This is a genomic window from Erwinia sp. QL-Z3, assembly GCF_004551645.1.
Lineage (GTDB): Bacteria > Pseudomonadota > Gammaproteobacteria > Enterobacterales > Enterobacteriaceae > Erwinia > Erwinia billingiae.
This window is the reverse complement of sequence record NZ_CP037949.1, coordinates 29881-44923: the sequence shown is the minus strand read 5'-3', so window position 1 is coordinate 44923 and position 15043 is coordinate 29881. Positions and strand designations below refer to the sequence as shown.

Below are 15043 nucleotides of genomic sequence, written 5' to 3'. Positions count from 1 at the left end.
AAAGTTTATAGATTGATGTAGGGTAATGAAGCCGGGAGCTGCTCCTAACTGGATGATGCGGATAGAACGTCAGCAATGTCCGCTTTTGGCTGTGAGTTCAACGGGTCGACGCAACGCTATCCTTAAACAAGGGGGGACGTTGCCATGAAACGAAGAACGCGCATTTACTACACGCCAGAACAGAAAGCGATTATCTGGGACAGGTATAAGCAAGGTGATTCCCTGCATGATATCGCCAGAATGTTCGACAGATATCACTCTTCTGTTATGCCCACTATTCACCAAACTGGTGGTTATCGCCCTTCTGTCAGAAAGCGACACCGGCTGGCTCTTTCACTTGATGAAAGAGAGGAAATATCCAGGGGGCTGGTAGCAAAAAGTAGCATCAGGGACATCGCCGACAAATTATCAAGAGCCCCTTCAACTATTAGCCGCGAGATCAAAAGGCATGGAGGTGCAAAACATACCGAGCTGCAAAAGCGGATAAGGACGCGTGGGACAGTGCCCTGAGGCCAAAACCTTGCAAGCTAATTGGATGCCCCGCATTGTGTAAAATCATTGCAGAGAAGATGTATCAGGACTGGTCGCCGGAACAAATCGCCGGTTGGCTTAAACGCTGTTATCCGGATAATCAGGAAATGCAGGTGTCACACGAAACGATTTATAAAACGCTTTTTATACAAACCCGGGGAGCTTTAAAAAAAGAGCTGCAGCAGTGCCTAAGAAGCGGGAGAGTAGTACGTAAATCCAGAACGACATCACTTAAAGGAAAGGGATTAGGCTCAATACCGGATGCAATACCCATCAGCGAAAGGCCATCTGATGTTGCAGACAGAGCTATACCAGGTCACTGGGAGGGAGACCTAATACAGGGCTCTAAAAACTCATATATTGTCACGATGGTAGAACGCCATTCCCGCTTTGTTATGCTTGCCAAAATCAGTGATAACAAGACAGCCACAGTCATATCCGCACTAATCAAACAAGCCCGGCAGCTGCCTGTTGAACTTTATAAAACATTAACTTGGGATCGAGGGGCGGAAATGACTAATCACACCCTTTTTACTGTAGCAACAGAAATTGAGGTCTATTTTTGTGATCCACAATCTCCCTGGCAACGCGGCTCCAATGAAAATACGAACAGATTGCTTAGGCAGTATTTTCCAAAAGGAACTGACTTATCGGTTCACAGCCAGCAAAGACTAAACAGTGTTGCCAGGCAGCTCAACGAGAGGCCAAGAAAAACGCTAGACTATGAATCACCCGCAGAGCGTTTTAACCAATGTGTTGCATCCATCGGTTGAACTCACAGCGAAAAGAAGACGTTTTTCGGCGTAGTCGTCTTCCGGAATAAAATGTCTGATTTTATGGTATATCTGTGAACGCCATGAGCGGGCATGGCCGGACTGGTTTACAGCAGGAATAAGTTTTCAGGAACCGTAAAAGTCGGGCTGGTCAGCACGCTGAACAGCCCGCTAAAACTATTTCAGATGCTCACGAAGGAGACTGCCGGCCTGAGTCAGTGAGGCCTGAACCTCAGGAACTTCTGCCAGGGCATTAAGCAGGCCGTAATCGTGTATCATGCCGTTATAACGCACCTGAATCACGTCAACGCCTGCTGCATTAAGTTTACGTGCATAAGCTTCTCCTTCATCCCGCAGCACATCATTTTCCGCCGTCTGTACAAGCGCTGGCGGGAGTCCTTTCAACTGGGTTTCAGAAGCACGAAGCGGTGATGCGTATATTTCATTGCGCTGGGCATCGCTGGTTGTGTAATTATCCCAGAACCACTTCATCATATTCCGGGTGAGAAAACGTTTCGACGCATATTTTTCGTAGGATACCGTGTCAAATTTTGCATCGGTAACCGGCCAGAAGAGGACCTGATAACGCAGGTCAGGACCGTGTTTTTCTTTTGCCATCAGGCTCACGACTGCTGCCATGTTTCCGCCAACGCTGTTTCCCGCTACCGCAAGGCGATTGCCGTCAACACTGATTTCGTCACCATGTTCTGCCACCCACTTTGTGGCCCCATAGGCCTGGTTTATGGCAACCGGGTAGTGTGCTTCAGGGCTGGGCGTATAGTTGACGAAGACGGCAACAGCACCTGACGCAAGAACCAGGTCACGAACCATGCGCTGATGAGTCGGGTAGTCTCCCAGCACCCATCCCCCACCGTGAAAAAACATAAAAGCCGGCAGCTTTCCGGAGGCGTTTTCAGGCCTGACGATGGTCAGCTCCACGGGTTTGCCGTCTACCTGAATGGTTTTGTTGGAGCTTGCAACGCCGGAGAGGTCAACCTTCACCGAAGACTGCGCTCCGGACAGTACCTTACGGGCTTCTTCCGGAGAAAGTTTCTCGATGGGTTTGCCATTACCGCTGTTCAGCTGGTCAACGAATGACTGCGTGGTATGCTCCAGATGAACGTCGTTTGAGGCCGCTCCGGCCGTACTTATCGCCAGAAAAATGCTGCTACTAATCAGGGCGGAGGTCATTCTATTCATGATAAATCCTTAAGTAATAATTATAACAAAACAGTAAAAATCATCTGTGACAGTCCTGATGATTTAAAAAATTATAGATGAAAACATCTGCGTTGCATGATTTTAAGGGAATTTAATAGAGTCCGTGAATTTATGTACCGAGAACCATAGAAAGGGAAAATGGAGGAGCAACTTTGAGGAACATTTAAATTACTTATATATCATCAGTGCGATGAAGTGTGACTTTAGCCGTTTATGAAATCAGGCAATGACCTGAGGTATCTACTTCAATGCCGACTTACCAATGTCCGCTTCTGGCACTTAGCGGAACTATACGACATAGATTTTGAGTATTTTTGTCGTGAACAGAATTCATGCTGTAAGCTGGCAAAGGCGGACTTATGAACTGAAAGATATGTCAGGATAACCGCAAGCCACCGGCGGTGCGCCTGCGTCATGGCATTGCGGGTACAGCTGAGAAACGGTAAACAGGTAGTCAGTTAATATTCATATCACGCCCGGTAAACCGGCCTTAACGCTGAAGGTTAAGGCCTTCCTGCCAGCGCCAGCGAAACAGCGTTTCCCAGCGTTCATCCCATTCGTCATACACCACCACCACGCCTTCAGGGGTGACGGCCGCCGTCTGGCGGTCCACGAAACGAAAGTCCGACGGCATGGCGCAGACGGTGTCGTCAACCTGCCACAGGGTGTCCAGGTAAACGTCCCCCCTGCCCCAGTGCCAGTGCCCGCCATCTTCCTTCAGGCAGTCAGGCCACCACGTGCGCCCCATCAGCGCCACGCCCAGCATGGCCACGCCCGCGTTTTCAGCCATCAGCAACACCTCATAACGGATGATTTCTCCGCGCGAGTGAACTTCAAAAACAACAAACCAGTCATTCATGCTGATGCCTCAGATAATGCGGGACGGCGGAGTGGGCCCGGCAGCAAAGATTATGCCAGCTTAAACTGGGCCCGGGAATGCCACTAAAGTACGGTGCCGGCTGGCCGATACCAGGAATAATCACATTACCTGTCCGACCGGAATGGTTTACCCTGGAAACCATTTTAAAAGGAGAATTTCTATGGGAACCGCTAAGCCCCCCGTTTTTATCCCCGCCGCACCGAAATGTCTCGCCGCCAGTCTGCGCGAAATGGCTGACCTGGTGGAAGCCGGCAGCCATGAGATACGCGAGGCGGAGGTGTACTACGATACCGCGGAGAACGGAGAGCACCTTACTGTTTTCCGCGTGGTGCATGCCCCCGGCCGTGCAGAAAGTTAGGCGCCTCTGACTACAGGATGCAGGGTCGTCCTGCCGGACGGGCAGGCGCGGGCCGCCGGCGAAAATATTCCGCCTGGCGTTCCCCGCCTCCGGATAATGAACGGAAAACAGGGTTACCGGCTCAGGAAAATACCGGTCTGCACCCACCCCCACCGCTCGCCGCAGCGGCCGTCTGAGGCGTACCGCAGCAGCGCGAGGAACGAACAGACGGCGCGAGGAAGCGGAACGGCACCGCCCCCCGCATATTCCCCTGACACACGGTGCTCACGGACACACTTTTATCAGCGCTTTTTGACGCTGCCTGCCAGCCAGAATCCCGCGGCCAGAATAATCACCCACAGCAGCTGGAGCGCTGCCTTTACTCCGGTACTCAGGTTATGAAAAACAAGCAGCGGAACGATGAACAGTGCGCTTCCCAGCATGCACCACTCTCCCCAGCTCTTGCGCCGCGCAGGCGGCACGGCAGAAAGACGTTTTTTTATGGCAGACAGCATGGTCTGCATCTCCTTGACTGATGCGGTGGTTGTTCTTGCCGGCATTATGTAAAGGACCGTGACAAAAAGGCAGCTTTATTTATACTGTTTATATATACAGTACAATCAGGATTCAGCCATGCCTCTTTTACATCTCCTCACGCCTTCTTCCTCGCAGGAGCGCATCCTGCTGCCGCTGTTTTCCGACCGGTGTGCGGCAGGCTTTCCTTCCCCTGCCGCAGATTATGTCGAAGCCGCGCTTGACCTGAACGAGCTCTGCATCCGCCACCGGGCCGCCACCTACTTTGTCAGGGCCTACGGTAACAGCATGACCGATGCCGGTATTAAGGACGGGGACCTGATGATTGTCGATAAGTCAGAAAAGCCGTCGCACGGGGATATCGTAATTGCCGCGGTGGATGGCGAGTTCACCGTTAAGGTGCTGGAGCTGCGCCCACGACTCGCCCTGCAGCCCATGAATCCGGCTTTCCCGACTATCTACCCGGACCCCGACGCGCTGGAAATCTTCGGCGTGGTGACCTGGTTCCTGCACACGACGCGGAGCTGAAGCATGTTTGCCCTGGTCGACGTCAACAGTTTTTATGCCTCCTGTGAGAAGGTATTCCGCCCGGAGCTCAGGGATGCCCCCGTCATCGTATTATCGAACAACGACGGCTGTGTAATCGCAAGGTCCGCAGAGTCTAAGCGCCTCGGCATAAAAATGGGGGAACCCTGGTTCCAGATAAGGTCACGGCAGTTCCCGGTGCGGCTTAACGTGTTCTCCAGTAATTACTCGCTGTACCACGACATGTCTGTCAGGGTGTCGACGGTACTGGAGGAGATGGCGCCCGCCACGGAAATCTACTCGATTGACGAGTCGTTTCTGGATATCAGCGGCATTGACAACTCTGAACCCTTTGAACACTACGGACGCCGCGTTCGCGAGAGGGTGAAGGCCGTTACCGGTCTGACGGTGGGCGTCGGGATGGGGCTGACCAAAACGCTGGCGAAATCAGCCCAGTGGGCGAGCAAGGAGTGGCCACAGTTTGGGGGGGTGCTCGCACTGACAAGGGACAATCCGGTCCGGACTGAAAAGCTTCTGTCGCGACAGCCTGTGGAAGAGGTCTGGGGCGTCGGCCGGCGGCTGAGTAAACAGCTCAACGCGATGGGTATCGTCTCCGCGCTCGATCTGGCACGCAGCAACCCCGCCTTCATCCGCAAAAACTTCAGCGTGGTGCTCGAAAGAACCGTCCGTGAGCTGAAAGGTGAATCCTGTATTGCCCTGGAAGAAGCCCCACCGGCAAAGCAGCAGATTGTCTGCAGCCGGAGTTTCGGTGAGCGCGTCACCACGCTTGAAGGACTCAGGCAGGCCATCTGTAAACATGCCGAACGCGCGGCGGAAAAGCTCCGTCAGGAGGGGCAGTACTGCCGGCACGTTTCGGCTTTCATCAAGACGTCGCCCTTTTCTCCCGGAGAACCGTACTACGGTAACGTTGCCGGCGAAAAGCTGACGGTGGCCACGCATGACACCCGAGACATCATCTCGGTTGCAATGAAAAGTCTGGACCATATCTGGCGTGATGGCCACCGTTATGCAAAGGCAGGAGTGATGCTCGGCGACTTCAGCTCTGGCGCTCTGGCTCAGCTGACGTTATTCGACGAGCGGCCGCCACGCCCTCAGAGCGCAGAACTGATGTCCGTGCTGGACAAGGTCAACGGTTCCGGGCTGGGTAAGCTGTGGTTCGCAGGCCAGGGAACACAGCAGGACTGGCAAATGAAACGGGAAATGCTTTCACCTGCATGGACTACGCGCTGGAGTGATATTCCTGTGGCCAAGTTGCGATAGGTTCCGGCTATCTTTTGATCCAGACCTTATTATTGAGGTGAACTATATTTTATTAACTAACTTAGGAGATCCCGGTGCTTCTGTTTAGTTATCCTGCCACTTCCCTACCTCATTACCCGTCGCCCCTCCCGGGTCAGCAGGGGATAAGCAACAAACTCAAAATAAATGTCCAGCGCTGCGATTTTCAACAATACACCGTTTACAACATAGTTTCCGGTACTATTAAAGTATAGCGATGAAGCCGATTTGAAAGAGCAGATTGACGAACTTTTTGACGAAATATACCTACCGCTGAGATACGTAACTGCGTGGTCGATGATATGACGCTAACCAATGATGCAACCAATCAGGGCTGGAATGAATACGATGGAGGTTGGCTTTAATTTCCTGATAGAAGCTTAAACCAAAATTCCCGCCAGTTCTAACATTCAAAAAACTCTTATACTCATTTACACACAACAAATATATTTACTCATTTGTGTTTTTGTGTCTTTGTGTTTTTGTGTCTTTGTGTTTTTGTGTTTTTGTGTTTTTGTGTTTTTGTATATAATTAAACTCAAATGAGTAAACACACAAATAAGGTTAAACATGAAAATTATCGCGTTCCTCAACCCCAAAGGGGGGTCTGGTAAAACGACTGCGGCGATCAACGTCAGTAGCTGCCTTGCCAGTTCGGGTAAAAAAATTGCAGTTGTAGATACAGACCCACAGATGAGCCTCACTAACTGGAATAAAGCAGAGAAAGCAGCATTCGATGTTTACACCGCAGCATCAGAGAAAGACGTTTACCAGGTAAGAAAAGATCTGGCTGAATATGACTTTGTGATTATTGATGGAGCCGGTTCTCTGTCAGTTATTACTTCCGCAGCGGTGATGGTCAGCGATCTGATTATCATCCCGGTAACACCCAGCCCTTTGGATTTTTCCGCTGCCGGTTCTGTCGTCACGGTACTGGAAGCCCAGGCTTATAATCGTCCGGTAGAAGCTCGATTCCTCATCACACGGAAAATCGAACAAGCCACCATGCTTAACGTCCTGAAAGATAGCATTGCTCAGACGGGTATTAAGCCGTTTAAAACTGCGATCACACAACGCCAAAGTTACGTTAAATCCGTCATGGAGGGTGAGAGCGTTTTCGATACCAACGATGGAGCAGCAAAGGGCGAGATAGCCATTCTGACGCGAGAAATACTCGAATCATTTGAGTAAAAACTCATATACTCATTTCAGCATATTAGAGGTTCTGTATGGCACTAACTAAGCAACATACATCAAAAACAATGAGTTTCGGTGAGCATCGAGATCTTGAAAAAGTCGTCAATAGCACACCCACGGGAAAACAAAAGAGAGTCAACGTTAACTTTGATGAAGAAACACATATCCGCTTCAAAGCGGCGTGTGCAAAACGAGGTACATCTATTACTGATGTGATAAAGGACATGGTTGATAGCTGGCTGAAAGCAAATGACAGGTAAATTACTCAAATACACATATGAGTAAAAAATCATGTGTAATAATAAGAGAGTATAACCATCCAGAGATACTCTCTTGTTAGGCAGATCAATTCTGCTGTGGCTCTGGAACGTCATCGTTAACAGACGGGCTACTTCCAGCATCGGCTTCATTCTGCGCGGCAATGAGCGCATTGGACTGCTTGTGAGTGAGCACCGCCCGCGAACGGTTAGCTGCGTAAAATTTGGCGACAGTTACAACTTCCTCACCGGTAAACGTCTGTCGATCGTCCGGGTTATTTTTAAGGCTGTTCTTTGTAATCTGGAGAGCAACTACTTTCGGATCAACATTATTGGCGAGCTACGTTGCTACACATTTCGCTGAATGACCTGTCCTGCTTGTCTGGTCAGATGTAACTTGATCCCAAGTATCAAGCGCCGCATCCTTTCCGCTTCGCAGTGTGTCTCTAATCTTTTTAACTGTCATATTGCAACTCGCTAGATACTTCAATAAAAAATGAGTAATCACGCATTTACTCAAAAACACATGCATTCCCTTTGAGAACACTGATCTGGTGCATAAAATTTTTATGTACCAGATCAGTGTTGGCCAAGCAAAGCGCGGCAAAGATTTTCTCATCCAATTAGAGCTTTAGCCTTTGCTCTGATCTCAGCAAGTTCGTCAGGCGATACAGTGCCTTTTTTTGTTACTTTCCGCGCTCTCCAGTCAACACAGGTAACTTGATCGGCAAGAGCAACACTTTCGCGGCTACCGGATAGTTCTACCTCAAATGGATAGCCTTTAGCTTTAGTGGTACACGGAACGCAAAGCAGCAACCCTACGGGATTATTGTAAGAAAAAGGGCTAAGGACGACAGCAGGGCGATGGCCGCCCTGTTCGTGACCTTCTACGGGGTCAAAATCCAGCCAGATTAGATCACCAGAATTTGGTACGTAACGTGAAACCATTTAGATCAATTCCTTCCCAACTGGCGAACCAAAATCTATTTTTCCGTGAACGTTATCTGGTGTGATACCTGATAACAGTACATCTAGTGAATACTCTTTAGATTTCAATGGTACTAAAACAATTTGGCCAGCTTCATCAATTTTCAAATCGAGTTTATCTTCGACATTGAGTGCTGCTGCTTGCATTACGCTGGCTGGTATTCTGATCGATGGGCTATTGCCCCATTTTTTTAGCGTTACTGTTGTCATTAACATTTCCTCCCTCACATTTGTAGATACATTGTAGAGGATATACAATGTGTCTACAAGCATCCTCCTTCCTTATAGACCGGGTTTTTAGCTAACTTTCAGTAGTGATGTAGGTAAGGACGAAAAGTGCCTTTTGGGGTTTGAAGTCCACTGATGTAAAAAACTACGCTAAGCGGTATCAGAAATCGATTTTGATACGATCCAGTCTCAAAATGACCAAAAAAAGATATTTGGAACCGTTTTTTTGGTCCAAATATGCAATCTCATAAGTCTAAATATTTCATACGGTTAATTCCCTAACGTGGTTTTTCGCACAATTGGCCCTCGAACCCCAATATAGCCACAGCAAAAGGAACCGTGTCAGATACACAGCTAAAGCAGGCCATTATTGATGAATCAATAGCGGCCTATCCTGGAACGTGTGCTTACCCCTTTAACAGTGTAAGAAATGGCAGCGCCTGTGGTGGGCGCAGCGCATGGAGTAAAGCCGGCGGTTATTCACCGATCTGCTACAATAAAGTAACTAAAGAGATGGTTAAATAGTGGCGGGACTCCCACTCAACGAACAATTGATGGTTCCTCCCTCATTTCAATGCCGCTATCTGGCACTCTATTTATTGCTCAGATCCCCTCGCTTTTAACATAACATCCCAGCCGCGAACTGAACTCAGAGCTTGCCCCAGTACATGTTTTGGATAACAACCCTGTATCCATCCATATCCTCGAAGGTAACGCCATCGCGGTCCCAGTAGGGATAGAATGATTTAACTCTGGCAAAGCCAGCATCATCCATATTTTCACAGGTGGTTCGCCAACTGTCTTTCTCAGGAATGTACAGAACCAGGAGATTTTCATTTGAGGCTGAAGGTAGCACCGGATGATGGTGGCACTGGGTAAACTCAAGGTACCAAGACAAGCCGTCTAGTCCTAACATGTATCCGCTGAATCCATCGTGATCTGTAAAAGCACCGATTTTTTCTAACCCACGCCCCTTACAGTACATTTCACAGCTTTTACTGAGTACGCTGACAGGTCTGGCAATCCTCATATGCTGCAATGCCATAAACACTGACCTGCCCCCAGGATTAGATACAACCTTCAGTTAGTAATGACGGTTGTTTGCCCCTGACCCCGAATATGATCCAGGCATAATCAGGAATAACCGGCTTCATGTTGGCTGCATATTCTGGCAACCGGCAGATTTTTCGGCGAATTCGTATGGGGTCATCCAGCCCAGAGCAGAATGGGGACGCCTCTGGTTATAGTGTATGCGCCAGGCCTCGATTTTGCACCGTGCATCCTCCAGAGACATAAACCAGTTCTCGTTCAGACATTCCTGCCGCAGCCTGCCGTTGAAGGACTCCACCGTCGCATTGTACGTCGGTGTTCCCGGGCGTGAGAAATCGATTCTGATGCCTCTTTCGTACACCCATCTGTCCAGCATTTTCCCTGCAAATTCAGAACCATTATCGGTTTTCAGCAACTGGGGTAAAGGGCGTCTGAGCGCTATGTTATTCAGCATTTCTGCCACTTCTGTTGAACGCAAATTCTGCCCCACGCAGATCCCCAGGCATTCGCGGGTTTACAGGTCGATAACCGTCAGCAGGCGCAGTCGTCGCCCGTCAAACAGCGCATCAGAGGCAAAATCCATGCCCCAGACGTGATTCGGATACAGACCCTGCGGCTGCGGTTGTCGGCGCTGGGCCGATTTATTGCGGCGTGGCCGTTTGAGGCGCAGAGACAGACCCTGCTCACGGTAGAGGCGGTAGATTCTTTAGTGATTATCGCGCCAGCCTTCCCGCCTGAGCATCACGTGTACCCGGCGGTCCCGTAATGAACCCGGGTTTCGGTTATCTCACGGATGCGTAGCCGCAGTGCGCTGTCGTCGGCGGCCACAGAATGATATCGAAACGAGCTGCGGCTGACCCGCAGCGCAAAACAGACCTGTCTCTCACTGGCGCCGTAGCGGACTTGCAAATCCCTGACGCATTCGCGCAGACGTGCCAGCGTCAGCTCTTTTTTGCCAGTACGTCCTGCAGCATCGCCTTGTCGAAGCTCAGATCGGCAACCAGCCTCTTCAGCCGCAGATTTTCCTCTTCAAGCTGCCGCATATGTTTCAGTTCTGAAGGAGAAATCCCGCCGTACTTTTTGCGCCAGGTGTAGAACGTGGCGTCGGAGATGCCCAGCTTGCGGCAGACTTCCGGTACGGCCGTACCCAGCTCAGCCTGCTTCAGGGCAAAGACAATCTGCTCTTCGGTGAATCGTGACTTTTTCATCGGCACCACCTCCGTTCAGGGGAGTGTTTATCATGCCGGAATTCTGTTTCTGAATGGAGCAGGATTTTGGGGTAGGGTCACCACGTTAACGGTCACCTGCGTCCATCAAGAATCGTATGCCGAGCTGGTAGGATTAGGTGAAACAGGCCGGGAGCTATCGCATGGCATATGTCCTCATTTGTAAAATTTCCAATAGCATTGCGTAACTGGTTCAGCAGAAGCTGACGATCCCAGCATTCTGGTAACGAAGCCCTATGCGAAAGCGTTCTCAAATGGATTAGCGCCTGTTCGATATCAGTTTCACTGATAACCACATCCTGTTTGTGATTGATGAACATAAAATCTCCTGCGGTTGCTCAGTGGCAACATTGCGGGCCGAGCCCTTATAACATGCATATTTTACGTCAGACACAGCATCGCATTCATTGTGATCAATCAATTGTTGATAAGCTGATTTAGAGGGTTATTTGACGTGAGCTACCGCAAAAACTTTTCATTACTGCCCCTGGAGATTTCACCGTGAAATTCCATAAAAAATGCCATTTAAATCAGTAAGATAGGCATGAAATTTGAGTGGAGAACAAAATGGCTAATTTCAACTAAAAGCATGAAACTTTGTGGAGATTTCACCTTGAAATCCCCATTCAAAAATTCAGTAAATCATACAGTTAGATACAAAATTCGGTTGGAGAAAATTTACTTTTCCAGATGAGAAGACAGTACTTTTTCAATAGCATCATCCAACGCGCTCTGGACTTCAGGAGCCAAGCGATTAAATTCATAACTGAACGTTCGCCCTTTTGTCTTTTTTCGGGCAAATCTGTTTTTATCGCCAAACTGCCACAATGTCGTGGTAACCGTCTTGTCCCTTGATGAAGATGCACCCATAACCAATGCTTCTTTGCGAATTTCGGTGACAAGTCTGGTTTTTACTTCATCATCAACCAGTGATGCATCGTTATGGATATCACTGAAAACATCAGCAAGGTTTGAAAGAAGTTCTGTTAAATCCAAGCCTTTGTCAGAAAGGAGCTCCTCAGTAGCCAGCAGTATTTTATAATCAGAGAATGACAGAACAGCCTGAACCGGGAATACGGATAACATAGCTGTTGATACGCTCGCAGCCTGAAGTGCCCGGGTCACCATAGCCTGGGAGAGGTTCTCTGATTCGGCGATTTCTTTCTGCGACAGACCGGTAGATTTCAGGGTTTTTAAACGCAGGCCCACTTCGCGAATATTATGTTCACGAGCAGTCTGAATGTCTTTTGCCAGTGCGCGAGCTTCAGCAGAGGTGAGGACGTCGTCAGTCACAAGAACAACCAGATCAGACCGACAAATTAACGCAGAAGCACGACGGCGTGAACCGTCCAGTACTTCGATACCCTCTTTGTTACGAACTCCAATGGCCGGGAAGAATTGCTGAAGTGGGAAAGTTCGTGTTATGTCTTTGAGCGATTCCGGTGTTAGGGCAGACTGGTCACGACCATTATTTTCCTGGACCACGTAAGTCATGCGTTCCACGTCTGTAGCAGGGACGGTTATTCGCGTAAAGAGCACCTTCCTGCCAGAGGAAAGTGTGAATACCTGCTTAAACTCTTCAACTATCGCTTCGCTGTTCAGGACAGGTGAGCTGAACGTTCGTCCAATAGTGTGGCGTATTTTACTCATCGTGCACCTCAGTTAATCCGTAAAAATTCAAGTCGGTCAAATGCTGCTTTGGCAAAGTCTTCAGCCGCTGAACGAGCGTTTTTAAGCGCTTCGCTACTGCCGACATAGGTGGCGGGATTAGCTGAGATAACTGTATCGAAGGATTCACCACAACGTTCAAATCCATCAAGCCGTGGAAGAGCTGCATCAAGCATGTCCCCGCCGAATATCTCTTTTGCCAGGCTGTGGCACATTTTGTGGTCAGCTTTATTGGCTAGCTTCGACATGAAGCCGATATTGGCACGCAGGCGGCATCCACATCCGGAAGATTCAATGATGCTTACGAGCTCCGGCAACCTGGTCAGATATTTTAGTGTGGAATGAAAGTCAACCTGAGCAGGGGGGATTGGAGTCATCAGAACATCTGCTGCAGCGAGTGCGTTATTCAGAAAGGCGTCTAAATGTGGTCCGCTATCAATGAAAATCAGATCATAATCGGTCTTAAGTTTATCAATGATATTAACGCGCAAAACACTATGTGGATTTTGCCCAGGAAGATGTTCACGGCAAAGTGATTCCCATCCTGATGCGATAAATGCATCATCAATTGAAGCGGGTATAACATCCACTCCAGGCACAATAGACTGAACGACGAACTCTTCTAAAAGCTCTTCACGTGAAACATTCTGCAGCATAGCCTGTGCTGAAGTTGTCTCAACCATGCCTACAGCTCTGGTGTGATTGAGAAACATAGTTGCAGAAGACTGAGGATCCAGATCAATGACCAAAATACGCAGATCTTCAAAGAGAAGGTGAGGGTGGGCACGCATGCCATGCGCCAGAGAGACAGTGGAAACAGTTTTTGATACGCCCCCCTTCAAATTTCCGACGAACACCGTCAAAGCTTCGGAATGTCTGTCCCGGTATTTAGGAACGCCTCGATGGTGGTAGATATCCACAATATTTTGGATATTCATTGCATATTTGGTGGAGGTTCCTGCAGAACGCTTATCAAACACATAACCATTCTCTTCCATCTCGCCTACAGCATAATCCACATTAGCTCGCGTAAGTTTTGGCAGCTTGGACAGAGCTGCTTTTGCATAGACCTGGAAGTAAACGTCTTCATGAAGTTCCTTTTTCTGAATATGAATCTGCTCGGTTAGCGCGCTGAGCATTTTACCTGCCCGGACGGCAATTTTGTCAGATTGAAGTGACGCTGTACTCATAAAATGACCCTTTTATGTAGGATAATTAATTAAAGGCGATATTCCTGCATGTAAAAACAAAAATCAACATTATTCATCAAAAAATGACGCATCTAAGCATTATTGGAAGTCGGATCCATATCAAAACCTATTTTTACCTATCGCCAATCCATCGTAGAAGCCTTAGTGATGGCTTCAAGAAACAAGGCACTGTTATGAGCAAGTACCTTTGAGTGCATTGTTCTAGAAAGAACATGAAATTATTCCACATATGGAATTTTACCAGGCATGCACCAAAGGTAGATTTTTTGCTCATTTCTTCAGAAGTACGCTCGTCAATATTACTTTCATAAACGTTAATCTGATTAAGATCTAACCTTATAACGCTGGATAGGGTTAACCTACTAAAAATTATGATCTTATTGACCGCATTGATTACCTGATAGTGGGGCTGTTTAAGTGAAAGGATTAACGATTTGGTAGGGTTTCAGATATGTGGAGTGATTACATGTGAGATAGGGTTTATCTCATGTGGAGGAATTACCTGTGGGATAGGTTTTTTTTATGTGGAGGGATTACCTGCGGGATAGGGGTTTTCTTATGTGGAGGGATTATCTGCGGGATAGGGGTTTTCTTGTGTAGAGGGATTACCTGCAGGATAGGGGGTTTCTTATGTGGAGTGATTACCTGCGGGGTAGGGGTTTTCTTATGTGGAGGGATTACCTGCAGGATAGGGGTTTTCTTATGTGGAGTGATTACCTGCGGGGTAGGGGTTTTCTTATGTGGAATGATTACCTGCGGGGTAGGGTTCTTCTTATGTGGAATGATTACCTGCAGGGTAGGGTTCTTCTTATGTAGAAGACTGTCATGTGACGCATGGTTTCTTCCTGCATGGAAGGATTACCTGTCAGGTAAAGATTAGTGTAGGTAGGAAGAATTTTTGAATGTACACATCGGTATCAGAGTAAAATACATATAAAACATATACTTATGTGGAGATATGGGTTAAATATATCAGTAAAACTTGCCTTAAGTGACTAAATTTATACATAAATTTCAGGATTGATTCCCCTACTAATCTGAACTCTTTAGATGGTAAAGCCCATGCTACAAACGTGTTGTACTGGAAGGTTTATGACTGCATCGAATAGATCAAAGCGG

General features: G+C 48.3%; 14 protein-coding genes and 2 pseudogenes. 7 read left to right on the top strand and 9 right to left on the bottom strand.

Annotated features, from left to right (window positions below; translation table 11 throughout):
* The first annotated feature begins 144 nt into the window (after positions 1–144).
* Positions 145–1304: pseudogene (locus E2F51_RS00225) on the top strand (IS30 family transposase).
* Positions 1305–1481: 177 nt separating this feature from the next.
* Here E2F51_RS00225 and E2F51_RS00220 read toward each other — a convergent pair.
* Together E2F51_RS00220 and E2F51_RS00215 are read right to left on the bottom strand one after the other, a co-directional pair.
* Complete coding sequence (locus E2F51_RS00220; protein ID WP_134822410.1) at positions 1482–2504, bottom strand: alpha/beta hydrolase; 1023 nt, start codon at positions 2502–2504, stop codon at positions 1482–1484.
* Between the two features lie 511 nt (positions 2505–3015).
* On the bottom strand, positions 3016–3384 hold the full coding sequence (locus E2F51_RS00215; RefSeq protein ID WP_134822409.1) for a hypothetical protein: 369 nt from the start codon (positions 3382–3384) through the stop codon (positions 3016–3018).
* Positions 3385–3565: 181 nt separating this feature from the next.
* On the opposite strand from E2F51_RS00215, the gene E2F51_RS00210 reads away from it, so the two are divergent.
* Positions 3566–3763 (top strand): hypothetical protein, encoded by a 198-nt coding sequence (locus E2F51_RS00210; RefSeq protein WP_134822408.1) that lies wholly within the window; start codon positions 3566–3568, stop codon positions 3761–3763.
* Positions 3764–4044: 281 nt separating this feature from the next.
* Here E2F51_RS00210 and E2F51_RS00205 read toward each other — a convergent pair whose 3' ends face one another.
* Positions 4045–4257 carry a hypothetical protein gene (locus tag E2F51_RS00205; protein ID WP_134822407.1) on the bottom strand — a complete coding sequence of 71 codons (213 nt, stop codon included), beginning with the start codon at positions 4255–4257 and terminating at the stop codon, positions 4045–4047.
* 118 nt (positions 4258–4375) lie between these two features.
* Here E2F51_RS00205 and umuD point away from each other — a divergent pair, with 118 nt between their 5' ends.
* The 4 genes from umuD (at position 4376) to E2F51_RS00185 (ending at position 7557) form a co-directional block, all read left to right on the top strand.
* Positions 4376–4804 (top strand): translesion error-prone DNA polymerase V autoproteolytic subunit, encoded by a 429-nt coding sequence (gene umuD, locus E2F51_RS00200; protein ID WP_134822406.1) that lies wholly within the window; start codon positions 4376–4378, stop codon positions 4802–4804.
* A 3-nt stretch (positions 4805–4807) separates the two neighbouring features.
* Positions 4808–6082, top strand: a complete 1275-nt coding sequence (gene umuC / locus E2F51_RS00195; protein ID WP_134822405.1) for a translesion error-prone DNA polymerase V subunit UmuC — start codon at positions 4808–4810, stop codon at positions 6080–6082.
* Between the two features lie 588 nt (positions 6083–6670).
* Positions 6671–7291, top strand: a complete 621-nt coding sequence (gene parA / locus E2F51_RS00190) for a ParA family partition ATPase (RefSeq protein ID WP_008815938.1) — start codon at positions 6671–6673, stop codon at positions 7289–7291.
* Positions 7292–7329: 38 nt separating this feature from the next.
* A complete protein-coding gene (locus E2F51_RS00185; protein ID WP_134822404.1) occupies positions 7330–7557 on the top strand; it encodes a plasmid partition protein ParG in 228 nt (75 codons plus the stop codon).
* Positions 7558–8169: 612 nt separating this feature from the next.
* On the opposite strand, the gene mazF is transcribed toward E2F51_RS00185, so the two are convergent.
* Together mazF and E2F51_RS00175 are read right to left on the bottom strand one after the other, a co-directional pair.
* Positions 8170–8502, bottom strand: coding sequence for an endoribonuclease MazF (gene mazF / locus E2F51_RS00180; protein WP_013199966.1), 333 nt, complete (start codon positions 8500–8502; stop codon positions 8170–8172).
* A complete protein-coding gene (locus E2F51_RS00175; RefSeq protein WP_041691825.1) occupies positions 8503–8751 on the bottom strand; it encodes an AbrB/MazE/SpoVT family DNA-binding domain-containing protein in 249 nt (82 codons plus the stop codon).
* 336 nt (positions 8752–9087) lie between these two features.
* Between E2F51_RS00175 and E2F51_RS23980 the strand changes: the two genes are divergently transcribed.
* Entirely contained in the window at positions 9088–9294 is a 207-nt protein-coding gene (locus E2F51_RS23980) for a hypothetical protein (protein ID WP_134822497.1), read from the top strand.
* Between the two features lie 124 nt (positions 9295–9418).
* Here the strand turns inward: E2F51_RS23980 and E2F51_RS00165 are convergent, their stop codons facing one another.
* From E2F51_RS00165 to E2F51_RS00145, 4 genes and pseudogenes are all read right to left on the bottom strand, one after another.
* On the bottom strand, positions 9419–9814 hold the full coding sequence (locus tag E2F51_RS00165; protein WP_134822403.1) for a VOC family protein: 396 nt from the start codon (positions 9812–9814) through the stop codon (positions 9419–9421).
* A gap of 105 nt (positions 9815–9919) precedes the next feature.
* Positions 9920–11027, bottom strand: a pseudogene (locus tag E2F51_RS23755) (IS3 family transposase).
* Between the two features lie 696 nt (positions 11028–11723).
* Positions 11724–12695, bottom strand: a complete 972-nt coding sequence (locus tag E2F51_RS00150; protein ID WP_134822402.1) for a ParB family protein — start codon at positions 12693–12695, stop codon at positions 11724–11726.
* Between the two features lie 8 nt (positions 12696–12703).
* Positions 12704–13903, bottom strand: coding sequence for an AAA family ATPase (locus tag E2F51_RS00145; protein WP_134822401.1), 1200 nt, complete (start codon positions 13901–13903; stop codon positions 12704–12706).
* Between the last annotated feature and the right edge of the window lie 1140 nt (positions 13904–15043).

Coding starts and splice junctions, on each gene's coding strand:
- E2F51_RS00220 (WP_134822410.1), bottom strand. CDS start 2,504: ATGAATAGAATGACCTCCGCCCTGATTAGTAGCAGCATTTTTCTGGCG.
- E2F51_RS00215 (WP_134822409.1), bottom strand. CDS start 3,384: ATGAATGACTGGTTTGTTGTTTTTGAAGTTCACTCGCGCGGAGAAATC.
- E2F51_RS00210 (WP_134822408.1), top strand. CDS start 3,566: ATGGGAACCGCTAAGCCCCCCGTTTTTATCCCCGCCGCACCGAAATGT.
- E2F51_RS00205 (WP_134822407.1), bottom strand. CDS start 4,257: ATGCTGTCTGCCATAAAAAAACGTCTTTCTGCCGTGCCGCCTGCGCGG.
- umuD (WP_134822406.1), top strand. CDS start 4,376: ATGCCTCTTTTACATCTCCTCACGCCTTCTTCCTCGCAGGAGCGCATC.
- umuC (WP_134822405.1), top strand. CDS start 4,808: ATGTTTGCCCTGGTCGACGTCAACAGTTTTTATGCCTCCTGTGAGAAG.
- parA (WP_008815938.1), top strand. CDS start 6,671: ATGAAAATTATCGCGTTCCTCAACCCCAAAGGGGGGTCTGGTAAAACG.
- E2F51_RS00185 (WP_134822404.1), top strand. CDS start 7,330: ATGGCACTAACTAAGCAACATACATCAAAAACAATGAGTTTCGGTGAG.
- mazF (WP_013199966.1), bottom strand. CDS start 8,502: ATGGTTTCACGTTACGTACCAAATTCTGGTGATCTAATCTGGCTGGAT.
- E2F51_RS00175 (WP_041691825.1), bottom strand. CDS start 8,751: ATGACAACAGTAACGCTAAAAAAATGGGGCAATAGCCCATCGATCAGA.
- E2F51_RS00165 (WP_134822403.1), bottom strand. CDS start 9,814: ATGGCATTGCAGCATATGAGGATTGCCAGACCTGTCAGCGTACTCAGT.
- E2F51_RS00150 (WP_134822402.1), bottom strand. CDS start 12,695: ATGAGTAAAATACGCCACACTATTGGACGAACGTTCAGCTCACCTGTC.
- E2F51_RS00145 (WP_134822401.1), bottom strand. CDS start 13,903: ATGAGTACAGCGTCACTTCAATCTGACAAAATTGCCGTCCGGGCAGGT.